Raw genomic sequence first — 19884 nt, 5'->3', positions numbered from 1 at the left:
ATTCGAGTCAAGACGAAAAAATAGTCAGTTGTTATCATCTTGTTGCACTACAAAATCCACCCCGAGCCAATAATTTATAAATTTATTTAATAAAAGTGGAAAATGCGCCTGAGGTTACTAATTGAAGAAAAATAAGTTACAAAAGTGCAAATTAGCCAAGAGAGAAATCTTAAATTTCTTTAATTATCAGAAATATAAATAGCAAAAATCATCCGGTATTCCAGCCTGAGTATTGCATAGGAGACGCTGAAACACCGGGATAATTTAACATTTAAGCAACAAAACGTACGTCATTTGCCCGCTGCCGGTTACAGGGCACGGAAACGCGCCGTAAAATGCCTCAACACCGGAGGTTCGTACTCGAACGTCAATCCTTTCAATTCGTGAGCACGCTGCTTGAGCGCAATGATGGCATCGGCGATGTAGTCCATATGATCGTTAGTGTAGACCCGGCGAGGAATGGTCAGACGCATCAATTCCAGCTCAGAGGCTTTCTGTTCGCCAGTTTCGGGGTCACGTCCAAGCAGAAGGGAGCCGATCTCCACTGCTCGAATGCCCGCTTCCAGATAGAGAGCATTGCACAGCACCTGCGCCGGAAACTGCGCTGGCGGGATATGTGGCAAAATTTTAGCCGCATCGACAAACACAGCGTGGCCGCCGGTCGGTGACTGAATCGGAATTCCACCCTCACGGAGCCGCTCACCTAAGTACTCAACCTGACTGATGCGATAGTGAAGGAAATCTTCATCCGCAGCTTCGTATAACCCGCGAGCCAACGCTTCCATGTCTCGTCCCGCCATCCCGCCGTAGGTCACAAAACCTTCCATCGGCACACAACGAGTGCGTACCGCCTGAAACAGCTCTTCATGGTCACGAATGCAGCACAGCCCGCCGATATTGACCATGGGATCTTTCTTGGCCGACATAGTCAGCATATCGCCGTACTGGTACATCTCGCGAATGATATCCAGGATGGACTTATCCTGATAACCAGCCTCGCGTTGTTTGATGAAATAAGCATTCTCACAGTAACGGGCAGAATCGATCACCACCGGGATGTCGTGCTTAACCGCCATCTCATACACCGCACGCATATTGGCCATTGAGACAGGCTGTCCGCCTGAGCTGTTACACGTTACCGTGGTGATGATCGCACAAATGTTGTTGGCACCATGTACTTCAATGGTTTCCTCCAGTTTCTGCAGATCAAAATTGCCCTTCCAGTCATATGGTGTGGTGGTGTCAAATGCGTGCTTGTCCACCACGTTGATCGCCTTGCCACCATTGAGCTCAATGTGGCCTGCGGTGGTGTCGAAATGATAGTTTGAGATGAACACCGGGGTGCTGCCTCCACGCACCTGACGCATGCGTTCGATCAGCGCCGGAAACAGAATCTGCTCAGCTCCTCGTCCCTGGTGTGCCGGGACCGTCAGCTTGTAGCCGAAAAAGTGTTGCACCGCTTCGCACAAATGATAGTAGTTACGGCTGCCAGCGTAGGATTCGTCCCCCAGCATCAAGCCCGCCCACTGGTTGTCGCTCATGGCTCCGGTTCCGGAATCGGTTAACAGATCGATATAAACATCATCACTGCGCAATAAAAACGGATTGAGGCCCGCTTCGGCCAGTGCGCGCTCACGATCCGCTAACGTGGTCATTTTGATTGGCTCAACCATTTTGATTCGAAAAGGTTCTGGAATACGTTTCATCATTCATTTCCTTAGGAGTATAGAGTGCCCTGCAGTGAATACGCTGCACGGCGAATATCAGGTGGAGTTAGGTGTCAGAGACACCTGTCAGGAAACTAGAATGAAGAGCTCTCTTTGCTGAGCAGGGATAAGCCGTAATCGAGGTTATACCAGGGTGACAACACTAACGTGCTGTCGAGCAAATGGATGCGTCGCATAGCGTTATCTCTCCTTTGGTGACAATACACTCTAATATAGGACATTTTTCCACCTCATCACTGTGAGGACGCCCTCAACTTAACATTTGAGAAACATTTGTCGTATGTTCAGGCCGGCGATTCCATATGCACTGACAACCGTATTGAGTGGGAGTGAAAACAAGATGTTAACAGCCATGAGAACAAATCGTAGGTTGGGATTAAATTTTGGTTAAATCTTCAAACTTCTGGCGATTAATCGTTGCATTCATCGTCATAGCTAGGCAGTCTCTTTCCGTTCAATAGGAATATGCACTAGGATAAATACAATGAATGCTATCAAACCTTTATCATTCTTGCTTGCTATGAGTGTCAGTGGCTTTGCAATGGCTGATGTGACGCTGAACATCCCAACCACCGTCGATGTGCTGGTTGCAAACGGTGAAAAGCCGTCGCTGTCCGGCAGCCTCTTTTCGTCAGAAAAGACGTTGACACTCCCAGACGGTGAGAACCAGCTGGCGTTCCGTATCGAGCAGTACTTTGATAAAGGCAATGATCGCATCATTGTGGAAAGCGACGTCATCATCGCCAAGTTTAATGAAAGCGGTAAAGAACTGAGCTTCGAGCTACCGAAATACCGCAATGAAGTTGAAGCTCAGGAAAACATCAAAGACGCGGAATGGTCGCTGGTGGATCAATCTGGTTCTCAAGTCAACGTGAGCGAAGACAAGCTGATCAAAAAAGGCATGCAGATTGGCCGTAACTACTCTCAGGAGCTGATGGAATATAACCGCAAAGGCGGTGTTGCCGCGGTAGCAGTTGCAGGGTATGCGGCCACGCCAGCAGTAACGGGCACACAACCTGCAGCGCCGGTTGCAACCAGCGCACCTGTCTCAGCCACAACGGCAGAAGAAATGCTGCACTTTTGGTACAGCAAAGCGGATGAGCAAACCAAAGCGCGCTTCAAAGCATACGTGAACGGTCAATAAATCGCCGTGTGAAAAAAGGAGCGTTTACGCTCCTTTTTTTATCTCCGACTGGCTGGTGTGTGAAGCATCGCGACCGGTGGAAATTTCATAGCACTTCTGCCCGTGTGCTTTGAGGCAGAAAAACACCCGGCTATCAAGCTGATGATTGACGACTTGCTGCTGGATAATCGTCATCGCCTGCTCCAGACTCATGCCATCCCGATACGGACGTGATTGGGTCAACGCCTGAAAAACATCCGTCATCGCCACAATCCGGCTCGGCATGTCCAACTCGCTGGCAGTTTTGCCAAGCGGATAACCGCTGCCATCCAATCGTTCATGATGATTAGAAGCCCACTCCACCACGCGCTGGGACGTAAACATACTGCGTAACGCATAACGAGTATCGGTCGCGTGGCGGCGAATGCAGGTGTATTCCGCTTCGGACAATCGGCCTTCTTTATGCAAGACATTATTAGGGGTACGAAGCTTGCCGATGTCGTGCACCAGTCCCGCCAGATACAACATACGCTGTATACGTTTGGAATACCCCAATTGCTTGCCGATGAACTCCGTTAACTCAGCGACGCGCAACGAATGCTGAAACGTAAACGAGCTTTTGGCATCGACCAACTGCGCCAAAAACTCCGCAATATGGATCGTTTCTTCCAGCCCCATCTGCGCTGAAAAAAATGGCACCGGTTCGAAATGCAGCGCCATATCTTCGATGTAATGACTCTCCATGGAAAACCAGAAGTCGTCGTTGTCCACCAGCTCACACAAATGCTGAACCATATTGGGTTCGAACAAGGTGCCACTGTTATCACCTAACTCCCTGATGATGGTGTGTTTGGCGTCCACACCCAGATTACCGAAGTGATCCGGATCGGCGATAGAATAGAGATAATCCAAGCGATCGGAGATAAACGCCAGCGCCGCCAACTGCTTTTCAACCTCGGTCAGCGCATCTAAATGAGAGAGATCCTGCCACCAGGTATGGTGGTGTAAAACTGGCACCGAAAACCCGGATAACGGATGACAGCTGCTGAGCAGTTCATACCCTTTCCGACAGTGAGAGTGGGTGTCCCGGGGTAATAACTCTGACAGCAGCGGGGTCATCTCCTCGGGCTGAGTGACACCACAGTCATGGATCAGGCCGAGATAAAAAGCGAGCTGAGCCTGCTCCTCATCCCAACCCATCCGTTTAGCGCAGCGATAAGCGATATACCCCACCCGGTGACCATGATACGCATCGTTGATGCCCACCGCATCCAGAGAATCAGCGATACCAAAGAGCACGCGACGTAAGTCAATGCTCACTTCGTCACGAAGAAAGTCCATTCTGTTAACCTAACTGACATGTTGTTTTTATTATGGTGCTCAGAGAGTAAAGCAAATGTGACGATTAATCCCATATTTTCTTGTGGTTATTAGGCAATTCGTGACTGAACTAACGTAGACCATGAATTACGTGCAACAAATAATAAAAGACTATTTGTAACAATAGGTTAAACTCATAACTACGGATAATATATCGCAAGGAAAACCGGATGTTCACCCGCATCATCGACGACGAGCTTGAACTGGCTCTGCCTCAACCATCATTCGCGCCGCGCTACCTGGAGCTGGTCAATACCCAGCGTGACTATCTGTCCCAATGGCTAGCATGGCCGACGAAAGCCCATAATGAAGCCTTTTTTGCTTCGTTTATCCGCAATGCAGTGAAAGATTACGCTGACGGGAACAGCATGGTCTGCGCCATTATTTATCAGGGAGAAGTGGTTGGAAATTGCAGTTTTAATCGCCTCCATCATGACCTGAAAAAAGCCGAGGTCGGCTACTGGCTATCCGAATCCCATCAGGGCAAAGGTATCATGACTCGCGTGGTCAAAACACTGATCGACATTGCCTTCAGTGAGTTGCACATGGAAAAAGTCGAACTGAGCGCCGCGGTAAACAATACTGCCACACCGCGCAGTGGCTGAGCGGTGTGGCATGCAATTGGAGGCGGTTCTCAGCCATCAGGAAAAGATCGGGGAACGTATTCTCGATCACGCCATTTATTCGGTGACACGAAACTGACCAAACCAGCAAAGAGGTGCCGAACCACCGGCACCTCCCTAACAGGTTTAGACCCAGAAGAACATGGCGATAATCGTCAGAGCAATGATGCAGGCAATGTTCAGTACCAGGCCCACTCGCATCATTTCACTTTGTTTGATGTGACCTGAGCCGAAAACAATCGCATTCGGTGGGGTTGCAACCGGCAGCATAAACGCGCACGAAGCTGCAACAGCAATCAGCACCGACAGCACCACAGGTGACAGACCAAACGCTTCAGCGACCGTAGCAAACAGAGGGATCAGCAACGCGGCGCTGGCGGTATTGCTGGCAAACTCCGTCAGGAAAACCACAAAGATCGCAATCACCAACACGATAAAGAAGATGCCCAGATGCGCGATGGCGTCACTGAGTACATTGGCCAGAAATACACTGGTTCCAGTGACTTTCAATACGTTGCTCAGACAAATCCCGCCGCCAAACAGCAGCAGCACACCCCAGTCAGCGGTTTTTTCGATGTCTTTCCAGTGCACCACACGAGCAAAACTGACCAGAATAATAGCACCCAGCGCGACGATGGTATCGAACTTGGCGTACCCGCCCAGCATGGCGTTGATCGGCTTACTGAAAATCCACAACACAACCGTCAGGGAGAAAATGCCCAGCGTCACCACTTTGCCTTTATCCCAGTGGACGGCCTCTTGATTGAGCTCGAACTGACCGCGCAGATCCGGTTTAAGCATAAAGTACAGTACCGCAATGGCGATCGGCAGTAATACCGCCGCCGTCGGCAGGCCAAATGCCATCCAGTCAGTGAACGTCAGACCCACTTCTGCGGCGGCAATAGCGTTAGGCGGACTGCCCACCATGGTCGCAATACCGCCAATACTGGCACTGTACGCCACGCCTAGTAGTACAAACACATAGGTTTTATGTCCGCTGTCTGAATTGACTTTGCTCAACACCCCGAGCACCAGCGGCAACATCATCGCCGCAGTCGCGGTATTACTGATCCACATGGAAAGCAGCGCCGTCACCCCAAACAACATAAAGACCGCCACGCTCATGCGACCCTTGGCCAAAACCAGGACTTTATCGGCAATAACTTTATCCAGCCCCTGGACATGCATCGCAGCAGCAAGCGCAAAGCCCCCCAAAAACAGGAAAATGATTGAGTTGGCGAAGTTATTCAGCGCTGTCTGGGTATCAAACACCCCCAACAGTACGGCCATCACGGGCACCAGAATCGCGGTAACCGTCACGTGCAGAGCTTCGGTCAACCACAAAATGGCCACAAAAACCAGAATGCTGAGTCCAAGCACGACTTGCGGATCAAAGGGTAAGGTGGTGTACATCACCAAAAATAACAGGATATCGGCGATGATGATGAGGCTGTTTCGGTTAAAAAACCATTCTCGGGTATTGGAAGGTAAAGGGACACTATCGTTTCTGTTCATTATTATATTCCTTATGAAAGCCTGTCGGCGTCGCGCCCACTGAGTCAGACAGAAACAGCGTGCATCTCTGCTCAGAGGGAACCGGAATATGATCCCACAGATTCAAACACGGAGATAATAATGATTACAAAATTGTTAACCGCATCAAGGACGAGGTTATAATTATTAAATATTTGATTTGTATTGTAATAAAAAATAAACAACACCAATAAAAGCACGAGTATGCCAGACGGTTATCGAACAACGATCGGAGTGGTGAGGTGGTCATGGTAATAGGCGCTGCCCGGCACCGACTTAGCCACATACATGGCCTTATCGGCCAGCTGAATTAGCTTGCTTGCATTGTCTGACTGGCTCGGGTAGTAGCTGATACCGATACTGACCCCGACACTCAATGTCTGATGTTCAAAACTGATCGGCTCACTGAGCTTGCGGATCAGCATCACAACCCGGTCAAGCAAAGCCGGGACGGACTCCTGCCCAACCAGTTCACAACAGATGATAAACTCATCGCCCCCCATGCGAGCCACGATGTCATGATCGCGGACACTATTAAGTAATCGCTTGGCAATGGTGCACAATAACGCATCCCCGGCAGCGTGCCCATGACGGTCATTCACCTGCTTAAATCCATCCAGGTCGAAATAAATCAGTGCGACATCCGAATCTCGGGACTGTGCCCGCTCAATCGCCGCATTGAGGTGATGTTCAAGCGCCCGGCGGTTAAACAACCCGGTCAGCGGATCGTGCAAAGAGAGGTGCAGCAGCTCGTTCTTTTGTTTGATGATCGCCGCGGTCTGCATCGCCACTTCTCTGGACAGTTCATTACGGGAAATGGTGGTCTGATTGAGGGTGTGGCCGAGTTTGTGGAGAAAATCAGCCAGCAAGACAAACTCTTTGTCGAGCGTATCAACACCAACCTGGTACTGATAGTTACCACTTTGTAACTCACGAATACACCGGGCAATGGCCCGCCGACCATGGGTGAAACGGTTGAGAATGAAAAACGCGGTGATGATTAACACCAGAGCAAAAGCACTCAGTACCGCAGCGACCAGATACATCATGCCGGTATTACGCTGTTCGGTGTCCACCAAGAGCTGACGCTGAGTACCAAGCAGTTGATCGGTGATGTTCTGCAGCACCATGTTGTAGCGGGCAAACAGCAGATCCTGTGCACTGTCGAACTCTCTTGTCTGCATCAGGTTACGGGCATTGTTCAGCCGCTGTTCTTGCTGAAGCAATTCGTTTAGACGAGACACCAGCTTCAACATAGTATCATTGCTGCTTTGCTTGTCCTCAATCTTCGCCGCAATTAACTCAAAGTTAGCGAGTCCGGCATTGAGACGATCTTCTGCGCTGACGCCCTCAGACAAATACTGTTTCTGCCACAACAGGGTTCGCACCAACTCCAGTTGCCGCTGAGCCAGTGCGACCTGCTCAATCTGGCTATATAGTTGATTATATTGAGAAACCTGACTCCAGATCAGTAACACGATCGCCGCACAGAGCAGAAAAGTGCAACTGAACTGGAAATACAACTTCTTGCGCAGCGAACGTTTCATTCCAACGGCACCTCAGTCTGCATCGCACGTTCAAACGGGCGCTGATCGATCACATGGCTCAATTCCATGCTGCCACCGTCTACTTTGCCCTGCTGCTGTGACCAGCGCATCTGATAACGCAGATTTGACATCAGGGCATTGCTCAGCGACACACGAAAAATGTAGTCGTCCCACACCCAGTGAATCAGATCATGGGACAGCCCAAGTGCGGTGGCAACCTGCTGACGCGCCCGCTCCGGATGATCGTGAATCCATTGCGTGGCCAGATTGAGCGCACTCAGCAATCGTCGGGCTTCATCGGTGTTTTGCTCGGCATACGACCGCTGGCTGATCAGGTTAAACGACAAGGTATACACGCCGGGAATGCCCAGTTCACGCACCTGGCCGGAGGTTTGCGCGTATGCGTAGTACCCATGTGGTTCCCACACCGAAACGGCGTCGACTTCCCCGGACAGCAGTGCACTGTCGAGTTTATCGGAGGTCAGGTAGACTTTGTTGACTTGCATCGAACGCAAGCCACTGGCGATCACCACCGCATCAAAATAGAATTCGCTCGCGCTGCCGGGGGTCATGCCGACCCGGCGCTGAGATAAATCGGCAATAGCCTGAATCGGAGAGGAAGCGAGGCTCAATAGCTTAAGATCGTTATCGGATTCGACAAAGCTGGCCAGTAACACCAAGTCGTGTTGGCGACGCCGCTCAGCCAGCAGCACCGACTCGGATGCGGTGGCGTACTCAGCCATCCCCTGATTGAGCAACTGAGCACAGCGCACACCACCTTTCAGCTGAATCAGCTCAACCTTGAGACCAAACCGAGCAAACAACCCCTGCTGCTCCGCAATGATCAGTGGTGCAGAAAGTGCTGTCTTTGATACCGCAATGCGAATTACTTTATCGGCACGCTCCTGATTGCGCACAGATTGTGTGACGGCAAACAAACACACCGCAACAATCCCCGCTAAAAGCACGCCTCTGCCAGCTCTCATGGTACAACCTGTACTTAACAACGAATAGAAAAACCATTATGTCCCACCATAGCCAGCTGACGGTGTTGTTATCGGAGATTGCAACTTTGTGCAGTCACACTTATTGAGTAATTAGATTATAATTTTTAGCTGAAAATGTGACGTTTTGCCAATACAAATAATGCATAAAGAAAGCAGGAATGGCTTGGGCTAAGCGAAATGGAAGAGCCGTGCACACGGCTCTTCACACAGAAGCAAACATGAAGTGCTTGATTTACAAGCTGGTATACGAAATACGACGCACTGTTTACGCTTGAGTAAGCGCATTAAACGCATCGAACACCATGGATGATTTCATGATCCGACCATGTCCCTGGTTGTGGGTCGTCACCAGCGTGACCCGCTCGATCTCCTGATCGGCCTGCTGAGACACTGCGTAATTGGCAAATTTATCCTGCTCGTCGTGCACGATAATGGTCGGTGCGTCACGCTGGGTTAAACGCAGGTAGGGATTGATGGACTGAATCGGGTAGCGGTACTGCTGTTCCACTTCTGACACCACAGCATGAAACAAACGCATCGAATAACCGGAGCGCTCAATGCTACCAAACAAGTTATCGAGGTAATCGAGGACTGGCGCAATTAATAGCATTGGTTTGTTTTCTAGTTTCGCATGTCGGCACTCCAGCGCAGAAGCCGTCCCCATACTGTGACCAATTAACCCCGCGACCTCGTCCACACTGTCGAGGATAGCGTCCAGGCCCATGACAAAAGCCGGGATATGTCCGTAACGGCCTTCGCTTTCCCCATGAGCGGGATGATCGTACGCCAGCGCCGTATAACCCTGACTGGCGACGTGTTCCATCAAAGGATAAAACTGGCTCGCCGATCCCGACCAGCCGTGGGTCATCACCCATACCGGCCCCTGACCCAAGCTATACGTGCGCAGTACACCTTCCGCCGAATGGATTTCCCCTTTGCGTAATCCTTGAGGCTCATGATTCTTTGGTTTGGCTCGTGCCGGTGTTAGCAGCAATTGACGCGCTGTTTTTCGGGCATGAGCCGGAGCCAGTGTGTGATGTAAGCGGGTACTCACATTCACGAGTGTTCTTTTTACACTGAACTTGTTGGAGGTATTAAAATAAATCTTCTCACTCATAATGTCGTCCTTTATGCGGTCATCATTTAATCGAACGACCGTGCTTTTTTAATGCAAATAATCGGTAAAACTCAAGGCCAGAACTTCACTAGCGTGATACTTTCCAGCGCTCGAGCAAACACTCCACACCATGCCAGAAGCGCTGATAGCTACTCTGCTGACCATGGATGGAATAAAACAGGTGCGCACTGAGGTAGAGCCCATACAGTTCAAACACCGCCTGACCGGCCGACAAATCGGCACGGAACTCACCATTGGTAATGCCTTTATCAATCTGGATCTCAAGGTAGTGAATCCAGGTTGCGATGGTTTTTTTCAGCACCTGCTGGGTCGCATCGTGTTCGCGGCCCGTCTCTTTCCACGCATCAAGAAACATGCAGCTGCCCTGAAACGAGTGATTCCACCCCAGCCAATTGTCCAGCAGCAGTTTGAGTTTGCGTTCAATATTGTCCGACCCCAGTGCTCTGGCCGGAGAAATAACCCGCTGCGTGAACACACTGTTGGCGTACTCGACCAGTGCCACCTGCAGATTTTCCTTCGAGTTAAAGTGTGCAAACAGGCCACTTTTAGACATACCGCACTGCTTGGCCAACTCACCGATGGTCAGGCTTTCCAGCCCATCTTCACTGGCCAGTTCAAATGCTTTGCTAAGAATGGTTTCCCGGGTCAGGCGCCCTTTACTCATGATGTGATCCGTCGTGACAATCAAGCTCTATATTTAGCACGATCGTACTATTATGCAAATTCTTATTTGCATCACGCTTAAATTATGCACAATAGATTATTTACGCATGCTGTTTCAAAGGATTGATATGACTGGCATTCTCGATCAGTTGCTGTTCTCTGCGTCTATTACTGGCCCGATCTGTCTCATGCTGTTTCTCGGTGTCTTTTTAAAGCGCTCCGGCCGCATCAATGAAAACTTTATCGATGTCGCATCCAAGCTGGTGTTCCAGGTCACTCTGCCAGCCATGCTGTTCATCAGCATCGTCAATGCCGAACACGATTTCTCCTCCAGCACCCCGTTAATTCTTTACGGTGTGGTTGCCAATTTCGTCTTTTTCCTCATTGCCATTGTGGCGACCAGGAAGCTGCTGCGTGACAACGGTGATCAAGGCGTGGTGATACAAGGTGGCTTTCGGGCCAATACCGGGATCATAGCCCTCGCTTACGTCGCCAATGCGTATGGGGAATCCGGCGTCGCGCTGGCCGCCATTTACGTTGCAGCCATGACGTTTTTGTACAACGTCCAGGCAGTCATCCTACTGACCCCGAAAGGTGAAGCGTCCGGAATGCAGGCGATCAAAGTGATGTCGAAAACCATGACGCGCAACCCACTGATTCTGGCGATTGTGATTGGTATTTTGGTTTACGCTCTGGCGATTCCCGTGCCCGACATGGTGATTGATGCCGGACAGTATTTCGCCAGCATGACCCTGCCTCTGGCATTACTGTGTACCGGCGGCTCGCTCGATATCAGCGCGCTAAAGCACGACAAAGCTCCCGCCTGGTTTGCCACCGGGCTGAAATTGCTGTTGGCCCCACTACTGATTACCGGCACCGCTATCGGATTTGGCTTTCGCGGACTGGATTTGGGGGTGGTCTTTTTGATGAGTGCTTCGCCCACAGCGGCCGCCAGTTACGTCATGGCCCGAGCGATGGGGGGCAACGCACAACTGGCTGCCAACATTATCGCGCTCACAACCGTACTGTCTTTATTTACCTGTACACTCGGGATCTTTTTGCTTTCCAGCCAGGCACTGATCTAATCCGAACGCTTTCAGTGATCGATTTCGCTCTGACGAGCGTAAGCACATGGTGAAATAAGATCTCTGTAAGAGGGAGTTTTTGTTAGCGTTTGTCTATGAAACACTTGTAAGGTTGTCTTAGGACAACCTTTTTTTTACCTCGACTCAGGGAATCGTTATGCGCTTGATGGTGTTACTCGCTGCTTTAGTTAGTACTTACTCTTACTCCGCCAACGAAAAAACATGGACATTCATTAAAACGGAACAAGGCATCACCATCGAAAAGCGCGACCATCAGGATGGGTTGATTGAAATTCGCGCCCAGATGCTGTTTCCGACCCGCTACTCAGCCTTTCTATTGTTGTTGGAGGACAGTGACAACATCCCTAATTGGATCGATAACGCCAGCCACAGCCGGGTGTTACAGCAAATCAGCTCTAACGAAAATATTGTCTACACCCAGTTTTCCGCCCCCTGGCCCGCCAAAGATCGCGACATGGTGACTTATTCTCGCTATCAGATTGTTGACGGCGCATTCGAACTGCTCATCAAAGACGCCAGTGACTATCTACCGCAAAATCCAGACTACATCCGTATCACAGCGGTACGGGCCCGCTGGGTCCTGGAAAAACTGACCAACGGCCAGACACACATCGAATACACCGCTTTTGCAAACCCGGGCGGTGCGCTGCCGGACTGGCTGGCCAATCAGTTGTCGGTGGACAGCGCGCTGGCGACGTTCATCGGCCTCAAGCGAGAGCTGCCTGATTATCAGGTTCTCAATCACCCCAATATCGATGAACAAGCACTAAGACTGACGAGCGAGATCGCGGGCGAGAATGAGCGCTAAACCAAAAATTTGCAGGAACAGAGCGATGTTTTTATAAAACGCAATGCGCTCTTCAAGTTGCAAGGTGCGTTCATTCAGCGACAGATTCTGCAAATAAAAATCATCAATACGCTCCCGCTGATGACGCTGGGCAGCGTTGATCTGCACCATCAAGGCTGGTAAATGATCCGGCGTAACGTGCGCCACACTGTCGTCCCCCACCCAGATCGCCAGCTGTCCACGGAGTGCCTCATCCAGCGACTTGGAGAGCGGAGCCTGCGACGCGAGTTGCAAATGGAGCAGCAATGCCTCTCGCTTGCGCTCCAGCGTCTCAACGCCATTCCAGGCGAGTTGGATTGAATAGAGGTTTTCCGCTTTTTGCTCACTCAACTGGGCTTTGTCTGAGCTCAGTTTATCCAGCACGATACTCGACAACAGGATCGCCAGGATATTCAGCACTAACCCTGTGAGCACCAGCACCCAGGCCGCTGGCCACAAACGCTTCATCTTGTTACCACAAGTTAGCCAGCGGCAGATTAACCAGATTCAGGAGGATCAGCCCTGCCATAGCGGCAAAGGTGAGTTTCATGCCTTTGACCCGGCCTTTGAGACTTTCGTTAAGGATCGCGCGAGCATGAATAAAGCGCCCGGCACAGAACACCAGTCCGGTGAGATGGATCCAGAAAACACCAGCACCATTGAACTCAGCCAGCCCCATCAGAATCAGCGTGATAGGAATGTAGTCCACCGCGTTCCCTTGTGCCGTGCGTGCAATAGTTAGCTTTTCCACCCCGCCATCAGCGTACATCACCTTATTGTCACGTCGCTGATTAATGACCTGAAACGATAACCAAATCAGCAGTCCCGCCAACACTGACGCGTAAAGTGCTGTAATCATAAGAAGTTCCTTTCGATGAAATTGATCGTAACTAGTGTAGGCCAAGGCGAGCGTTTCATCGCCTGGTACGCTCACAGCCTGACTCTTTTATTCCTAACTTGTTGATTTTAAGCTTAACACTCTGATATTTGTCTTAGATTTAACTCAAACTGCCATCGTCTCACCTTTGAGAACAATTTTACCCTAACAATGCACGGGCCTGAGCGCCGTCACTAAGATTGAATTTTCATGCATTTACATGAGCAATCCTTGAGCACTTTGGTTAAAATCAAGTGCGATAAATTTCATATCACACAATTTTCATAAATTTGGTGGATAATGCCGTCGTAAACTGTAACCCTGATCACACCTTGTGATGCGGCGATTCCAGGCGAAGAATCCCGGAACAAAACAGTGCAAAAGCGTCATAACCATAAACAGGAGAAATGAGAGCAGATCTATGAGAACACGATTATTTTGTTGGCTAAGTGTTTTGCTGGTCGCGTTCCCGGCAATGGCGCACGCGCGCACTGAGCCTCTGAGTTGGTTCGAAGAAAACTCAAAAATTATCTCAATGCTCCAGTATCCGGCTTTAACCAGTCGCGTGTATCAGGATGCGGATTTGCAGTTGATCTGGACCGACGAACAACTGCGTGACCAGTTTGAACAACAACTGGAAGTGATCCAGCGGGCCGGATTCAGTCCGTTATTCAGCCATCAACTGGATTACCTGCGCCTGTACCGAGAGCGCCACAGTTGGTTTGAATACGATCTGCTGGCAACCGATACCGCTCTGTTGTACCTCAGCTATGCACAACAGGCTCCGATCCAGGGTGAAAAATGGTTTTTCAGCTCGCGCCTGACCAGCAAATTACCAGAACCTCAGGCGGCTTCTGTCGCTGAATTTGAGCAGGCAATCGCTCATCACAACACCAGTGCTTATCTGCGTTCCTTTGCTCCTTCCCTGATCACCGACCCAGCGCTCTACAGTGCCTATCAGAGCCTCAAGCAGTTTGAAACCAAACCTCAACCCGTTTATTACCAAAGTGGTGTCATTCGTAAAGGGGATAAACTAGCCGATCGTCCTGCCTTGATTGCCCGATTAAACATGGTTGGTGTTGATGTCTCCGGTGTGGCCAACGATGTCGACTGGTACGACGAGAGCCTGGTCAGTGCGGTTAAAGCGTTTCAGCGCATCCATGGCCTGACTGACGACGGTGCGATTGGCCCGGCGACACTGAAATGGTTAAGCGTTTCATCGAGTAAGCGACTGGCCATGCTGGCACTCAATACCGAGCGGGCCAGAATGTGGCCGACAGAGCGTGATCAGCTGATCGTCGTAAACGTACCCGGTTTTTCAATGCATTACTGGGCTGAAGGTAATGAAGCATTTAGCTCAAAAGTGATCGTAGGGCGTAAAGCACGTCAGACCCCGGTGATGAAAACCTACATGAATGCGTTGATTTTCAACCCGACCTGGAACGTGCCTCCCACCATCATGAAAGAGGATATCCTGCCCAAGGCCAAAGTAAATCAATCCTACTTAAGCCAGCGCCACATTCAGATCCTCAAAAGCTGGGGGTCGAGTGAAGTGATCGATTATCAGCAAATCGACTGGAGCAGTGTCGATCCTAATAACTTCCCGTATCGCTTGCGTCAGGCCTCAGGCAACTGGAATGCGCTCGGACGTTACAAATTCAATACGCCAAACGCAGAAGCCATCTATCTGCACGATACACCGAGTAAATATCTGTTTAACCGCGCATCTCGTGCGTTCAGTTCCGGCTGTATCCGAGTGGAACATGCCGATAAGTTTGCTTCCGCTCTGATGCGAACACAGGGGCTGAACACCAAACCAGAATACCGTAAATCGTCCAATAAAGCCCTGCCACTGCGCAGCCGCATTCCGGTCTACATCATCTATAAAACCGCGTGGTATGACGGTCATCACGTACAATATCGTGACGACGTGTACGACTTTGACCACTTCGCTACCAGTCGCAGTTAAGCCTCACCGCCGGAGTTTCAACTCCGGCTTTTTTATTGCATGACCACCTGATTAAAGTCGATCCAGCCATTGGCCAGCAGTTCGGTCGTGGTCAGCCTGTCAGACACGTTCAACTCCTGCCGCACGTGATACAAAGGCTGATACACGCCTTTATCGATAAGCTTTTTTTCAATTTGAGCAAACCCACGCAAACGCTGGGCCAACGTTTCTCTGTTCATCACCCGTTCAATCTGAGTCTGCAGCCAGGTGCACTCACGCGATGACAAGCACACTGACAACGAATGGGTGCACATCAGCCAGCTAAGCCAGGACATTTCTGTATCGTCACCGAACACTTCACCGCTGATCAGAATGTCCGCCTGAGACTGACGCAGACGACAATTGAAATCCGGAAAACTCAGCACTTACCAGTCACAAGGAATACCCCGAGCCTGCAAAGCATACGCCAGCATTCGGGCTAGCGTGATATGGGTTTCCAGTTGATAGGTCAGGATCTTCAGCGGCTCCGCAGGCCGCGTTAACGGGCCAAACAAAGCCTCGAGATCTAATGGCTCGGGCGCAGTGAGCGTCTCCGGTTGTGACAGCATTCCCTTCGCCTTCGCCAGCTCTTCATCAAGTAAGTGTTGAGGCGGCTGCAGGCAAGTGGCCAAGTGCTGTAAGGCCTGACGATGGGCGTGCTTTTTCAGCCACGGGTGGCGCGACGGATTGAGCATCAGATACTCACAGCCCCGCTCCCATTGCTGGCAAACCTGATAGCCTGCCCGCGCCTTGCCACGCAGATGAACGCCATGCACCACATCGCTGTTGAGGGCAAAATCTTTCGCGTGAGCGCCGACATTCCAGATTTCAATACCATCAATCCAGGGACGATAACCATGATAATCAGCAAAACGGTGTAACAGGGTCCGGCGTTCGGTCTGCTCTGCAAGAGCAAACGGCCCGGAGCCCAACAATTGACCGTGACTCAGTTTGGTAATGCCCATGGCCCCATCGGCCAGCAGTTTGGGCAACAAAGCCGGCATACGCTGGCTGACAAAACGCAGCCGATCTGGGCTCAGTATCTCTACCCGGTCGATGCAATCAAACAGAGCCCGGTTCCCTGACTATGAAGCTATGAGTCGCTCAAAATGCGCCACCACATCTGCCGCATTCAGCACAGAGCCATCATGAAAGCGCAGTCCTTTACGCAACACGACGTCCAGAGTGTCACCGCTTTGATACCAGGAATGCGCCAGGTCACCGTGCCAGTGGTCACGAATCGGGTCGTAACGAAGCAACGTGGCATAAAGGTAGCTGGCAATATGGTGCTCAGTGCGGCGGTTAATCGCTATCGGATCGAGCGAATGCGTAGCGCGATAAAACGGCACCTGAAGAATATGTGTGGACTGCGCCTGATTCTGATAACGGGCTACATAACTGGCAATGAAGGCGTCGCGCTGCGTCTCTGGGATGAGCTGCAATGCACTCTCCACTTTACCCTCTTCCAACAATCGGTTCGCCTTTGTTACCAGGCGATCCTCAATGGGCTTTTTCAGGCGCGCCCGAGGCAGGTTGCCACGTCCAACCCCGGGTTGCCAGTCTAAGGTCTGTTCTTGTGTTAAACGTCGCACCAGCAACTGGGCGTTGCGCCGCGTACAACACAGCGCTGTGGCGAGCGTATCCAGTGACACCGACTGCCACTGGTTGATCTCAAAATGGTCACGGCAAAAAGCGAGCGCTTTCCAATATCGCATATAGATGAAATCCCTATGAGCTCTCAGGCCATGTTTTCATGTTTCATGGCATCATAGGGATTTCAGCGTACAACAACAGCGCGATGTGGCAGGAGCGTTAGCACGAACACATTTTTGGCTTACCACTGGAGGGATCCTAGATTGTTCATCTGACGCATCACCCAGCGGGAACGTTGGTAGGTGTACTGTGTCATCGGGCTGGCTTTGATTCGATAAGGGTTTGGCAGCACCACCGCCAGTTGGGCAGCCTGCGATCGGGTCAAGCGGCTGGCTGGGACATGGAAGTAGTGTTCACTCGCCGCCTGCACACCGTAAATACCAGGTCCAAACTCAATCACGTTAAGATACACCTCCATGATGCGCTGTTTGCCCCAGATCACTTCCATCCACAGCGCAAAATACAGCTCGTACGCTTTTCTCAGGTATGAATGCGCCGGAAAAAGAAACACATTTTTTGCCGTTTGCTGAGTAATGGTGCTGGCGCCGCGGGACGGACCTTGATCATCTGCCGACAGGATCACGTCGAGCAGTGCCTGAGTATCCACGCCATGATGATAGGGAAATTTCTGATCTTCTGATGCCATCACGGCCACCGACATGCTAGTGGCAATTCGGTCCAGCGGCACCCATTGATGCTCAGTCCGGCTTGGATAACTGGCTGGCGGCGCAACCATACGCGCGATCTTCCAGCCCCAAATGGGCGGATCGATGAACTTGAACACGCCGATCAACACCACAGGCGCCAATAACAAGAAAAGACATATTTTGATCAGCAGCCGTTTGAGTTTTTTTACCATGCTTCGCCCAGATATCACCGATAACCGGCACAGTTTAGCGTACGGCAAGCAAGAAATGACAAATCCGTGTAATGAATCGTTGGTTTTTTATTCATCCATGCCAAGGATAAGGCAAACATAAAAGATGAAAATATGTTGAATATCTTCTATTTTTCTTCGTCTTTTAATTTCGATAATGAAACTTTTCAGGCCGTTAAAAGGAATTATAAATGAGCACCCTAACCCAAGAGCCGGGTTCGATATGGAAAAGCCGACCGTTTCTTATCCTATTTTCCAGCGCACTGTTTGTCGCCTTCAGCGCCCAAATTTATAACCTCGCCGTTCCCTTGCTGGTGTATGAACTGACTCACTCTTCCGAAATGATGGGCTGGATGCGCGCCGTCGAATTTGTCCCCAACTTGCTTCTCGCGTTGTTCATCGGCGTCTGGGTTGATCGGGTGGATAAAAAACGTTGGTCTCAGGCGATGTTACTCGGGCAAGTCGTTACCGTGAGTTGCTCCTATCTGGCGGTAGAATGGCTCCGCCAGCCGTTATGGGTGCTGTTCCCTTGTGCTTTTCTGATGATGGCGTTCAACTACGGTTACCACAATGCGCGTATAACCATGATGAAAAACGCCCTGCCTCAGAGCATGCAAAATACGGCCACCGCGCGAATGAGTTCACTCAGTAGCTTTATGGAAACCGTTGGTCCGGTGTTGTCTGGGGCGCTGATGTTGCTGTCGGCGATCCACAATGTGTTTCTGGCCGTGGCCGGATTACTGCTGATTTCCTACTGGCAGCTCAACCGTCTGGAGTGGCACAGCACGCTCAATCCGCATCATGCCGGCGTATGGGCGGCGCTGCGCCAAGGTTGGCAGATCCTGCGCCAGGAGCAGAATATGTGGACCATTACACTGGCCGTGATGGTGATCAATACCACAGGTGCCGTGTTCTGGATTCAGGCCATTTATTATGCCAAAGCTGAATTGGCAATGAATGCCGTTGAGGTCAGTTATCTGGTGGCCGCATCCGGTGTCGGTGGCTTGCTTGGCGCATTCAGTGCCGACACAATTCGCCGCAAACTGGGGTTGGGTCCATTGCTGATCGGCGCCATTGCGCTGGAGTCGGTTGGATTTATGGTGCCACTGATTGTAACCAGTCCGTGGACACTGACACTGGCGTTTACCTGGGTGTCAGCCATAGGTCTGTTGAGCAGTATTTGCATCTGGAGCTACCGCCAGGAAGCCTTTGATGCCCAGCACCTCGGTCGGATCGCCGGTATCACAGGTTCGCTGTTCAAGCTGATGATGCCTTTCGGCCTGGTTGCATCAGGGTATCTGGTATCAGCGATTGGTATCGAACCCGTCTTCCTGCTCTGTTTCGCACTGCAAGTGTTAACAGCACTCTGGCTGGCCTGTAGCCGGGTTCGTTCCATCGAATAGTAGAGCCAAACCTGCCGAAACGGCAGGTTTTCCACTGGTCGGCTTGGTGTCTGCCGACCTAACTGACCGCACCTTTTCACGGATTCTGCGTCTTATCAGGATCCATTTTGCGTATTGTCATAATTATTTTTATCGTCACGACAATAAACCTGATATAAAGATTGTATATATATTCCCCGATTACAAACACTTAAAACCACTTATTTTAACCTCAAAGAAACGGACTCATTAAAGAATGAACAAATGGGTATTGGCACATGATTTCAAAACGATTTAAAAATCGATTAAGTTATCGTCCCAAGACATAAAAATAATTTAAGACGTATTTTCATCATTTTTAAAGCAACATTTTAACGCGTCGATATCAATAACCAGTCCATTGTATCAGCAAGCACATACCGCACAACACAGACG

18 protein-coding genes and 1 pseudogene are annotated in these 19884 nt (G+C 50.6%); 6 read left to right on the top strand and 13 right to left on the bottom strand.

What is annotated here, in order from left to right; genetic code table 11:
* Window positions 1–308: 308 nt before the first annotated feature.
* Window positions 309–1706, bottom strand: coding sequence for a tryptophanase (locus CAG64_RS19520; RefSeq protein ID WP_161488859.1), 1398 nt, complete (start codon window positions 1704–1706; stop codon window positions 309–311).
* A gap of 505 nt (window positions 1707–2211) precedes the next feature.
* Here CAG64_RS19520 and CAG64_RS19515 point away from each other — a divergent pair.
* Complete coding sequence (locus CAG64_RS19515) at window positions 2212–2871, top strand: DUF2057 family protein (RefSeq protein ID WP_021706693.1); 660 nt, start codon at window positions 2212–2214, stop codon at window positions 2869–2871.
* A 24-nt stretch (window positions 2872–2895) separates the two neighbouring features.
* Here the strand turns inward: CAG64_RS19515 and CAG64_RS19510 are convergent, their stop codons facing one another.
* Window positions 2896–4191 (bottom strand): HD-GYP domain-containing protein, encoded by a 1296-nt coding sequence (locus CAG64_RS19510; protein WP_161488858.1) that lies wholly within the window; start codon window positions 4189–4191, stop codon window positions 2896–2898.
* A gap of 209 nt (window positions 4192–4400) precedes the next feature.
* On the opposite strand from CAG64_RS19510, the pseudogene CAG64_RS19505 reads away from it, so the two are divergent.
* Window positions 4401–4932 (top strand): annotated as a pseudogene (locus CAG64_RS19505) (GNAT family N-acetyltransferase).
* Window positions 4933–4979: 47 nt separating this feature from the next.
* Here the strand turns inward: CAG64_RS19505 and CAG64_RS19500 are convergent.
* From CAG64_RS19500 to CAG64_RS19480, 5 genes are all read right to left on the bottom strand, one after another.
* Window positions 4980–6368, bottom strand: a complete 1389-nt coding sequence (locus CAG64_RS19500) for an SLC13 family permease (protein WP_161488857.1) — start codon at window positions 6366–6368, stop codon at window positions 4980–4982.
* 233 nt (window positions 6369–6601) lie between these two features.
* A complete protein-coding gene (locus CAG64_RS19495; protein ID WP_161488856.1) occupies window positions 6602–7933 on the bottom strand; it encodes a GGDEF domain-containing protein in 1332 nt (443 codons plus the stop codon).
* The gene (locus tag CAG64_RS19490) at window positions 7930–8919 is read right to left on the bottom strand and encodes an ABC transporter substrate-binding protein (RefSeq protein WP_161488855.1); all 990 of its coding nucleotides are present in this window, start codon (window positions 8917–8919) and stop codon (window positions 7930–7932) included. The genes CAG64_RS19495 and CAG64_RS19490 overlap by 4 nt, the downstream gene beginning before the upstream one ends.
* A gap of 286 nt (window positions 8920–9205) precedes the next feature.
* Window positions 9206–10057, bottom strand: coding sequence for an alpha/beta hydrolase (locus tag CAG64_RS19485; protein ID WP_021706699.1), 852 nt, complete (start codon window positions 10055–10057; stop codon window positions 9206–9208).
* Window positions 10058–10145: 88 nt separating this feature from the next.
* A complete protein-coding gene (locus CAG64_RS19480; protein ID WP_161488854.1) occupies window positions 10146–10742 on the bottom strand; it encodes a TetR/AcrR family transcriptional regulator in 597 nt (198 codons plus the stop codon).
* Between the two features lie 127 nt (window positions 10743–10869).
* On the opposite strand from CAG64_RS19480, the gene CAG64_RS19475 reads away from it, so the two are divergent.
* Complete coding sequence (locus CAG64_RS19475; RefSeq protein WP_161452558.1) at window positions 10870–11826, top strand: AEC family transporter; 957 nt, start codon at window positions 10870–10872, stop codon at window positions 11824–11826.
* Window positions 11827–11983: 157 nt separating this feature from the next.
* On the top strand, window positions 11984–12655 hold the full coding sequence (locus CAG64_RS19470) for an START domain-containing protein (RefSeq protein ID WP_161488853.1): 672 nt from the start codon (window positions 11984–11986) through the stop codon (window positions 12653–12655).
* Here the strand turns inward: CAG64_RS19470 and CAG64_RS19465 are convergent.
* Together CAG64_RS19465 and CAG64_RS19460 are read right to left on the bottom strand one after the other, a co-directional pair.
* Window positions 12614–13141: a hypothetical protein gene (locus CAG64_RS19465; protein ID WP_021706703.1), complete on the bottom strand. Its 528-nt coding sequence runs from the start codon at window positions 13139–13141 to the stop codon at window positions 12614–12616. The two genes, CAG64_RS19470 and CAG64_RS19465, sit on opposite strands and share 42 nt — an antisense overlap.
* Window positions 13142–13145: 4 nt before the next feature.
* Window positions 13146–13532: an MAPEG family protein gene (locus CAG64_RS19460; protein WP_021706704.1), complete on the bottom strand. Its 387-nt coding sequence runs from the start codon at window positions 13530–13532 to the stop codon at window positions 13146–13148.
* A gap of 439 nt (window positions 13533–13971) precedes the next feature.
* Between CAG64_RS19460 and CAG64_RS19455 the strand changes: the two genes are divergently transcribed.
* Complete coding sequence (locus tag CAG64_RS19455; RefSeq protein WP_161488852.1) at window positions 13972–15519, top strand: L,D-transpeptidase family protein; 1548 nt, start codon at window positions 13972–13974, stop codon at window positions 15517–15519.
* A gap of 32 nt (window positions 15520–15551) precedes the next feature.
* Here CAG64_RS19455 and CAG64_RS23925 read toward each other — a convergent pair whose 3' ends face one another.
* From CAG64_RS23925 to mtgA, 4 genes are all read right to left on the bottom strand, one after another.
* Window positions 15552–15923 (bottom strand): hypothetical protein, encoded by a 372-nt coding sequence (locus CAG64_RS23925; protein ID WP_237668268.1) that lies wholly within the window; start codon window positions 15921–15923, stop codon window positions 15552–15554.
* Window positions 15924–16541 carry a hypothetical protein gene (locus tag CAG64_RS23920; RefSeq protein ID WP_237668267.1) on the bottom strand — a complete coding sequence of 206 codons (618 nt, stop codon included), beginning with the start codon at window positions 16539–16541 and terminating at the stop codon, window positions 15924–15926. It lies immediately after the preceding gene.
* 81 nt (window positions 16542–16622) lie between these two features.
* Entirely contained in the window at window positions 16623–17252 is a 630-nt protein-coding gene (locus CAG64_RS23915) for an SgrR family transcriptional regulator (RefSeq protein ID WP_237668266.1), read from the bottom strand.
* A 119-nt stretch (window positions 17253–17371) separates the two neighbouring features.
* Window positions 17372–18049, bottom strand: a complete 678-nt coding sequence (mtgA, locus tag CAG64_RS19445) for a monofunctional biosynthetic peptidoglycan transglycosylase (RefSeq protein ID WP_161488851.1) — start codon at window positions 18047–18049, stop codon at window positions 17372–17374.
* Window positions 18050–18258: 209 nt separating this feature from the next.
* On the opposite strand from mtgA, the gene CAG64_RS19440 reads away from it, so the two are divergent.
* On the top strand, window positions 18259–19470 hold the full coding sequence (locus tag CAG64_RS19440) for an MFS transporter (RefSeq protein ID WP_161488850.1): 1212 nt from the start codon (window positions 18259–18261) through the stop codon (window positions 19468–19470).
* Window positions 19471–19884: the final 414 nt, after the last annotated feature.

This window comes from Vibrio sp. V38_P2S17PM301 (genome assembly GCF_009904845.1).
Classification (GTDB): domain Bacteria; phylum Pseudomonadota; class Gammaproteobacteria; order Enterobacterales; family Vibrionaceae; genus Vibrio; species Vibrio proteolyticus.
Note: the sequence above shows the minus strand (reverse complement) of the source record. Positions and strands in the feature narration are given on the sequence as shown.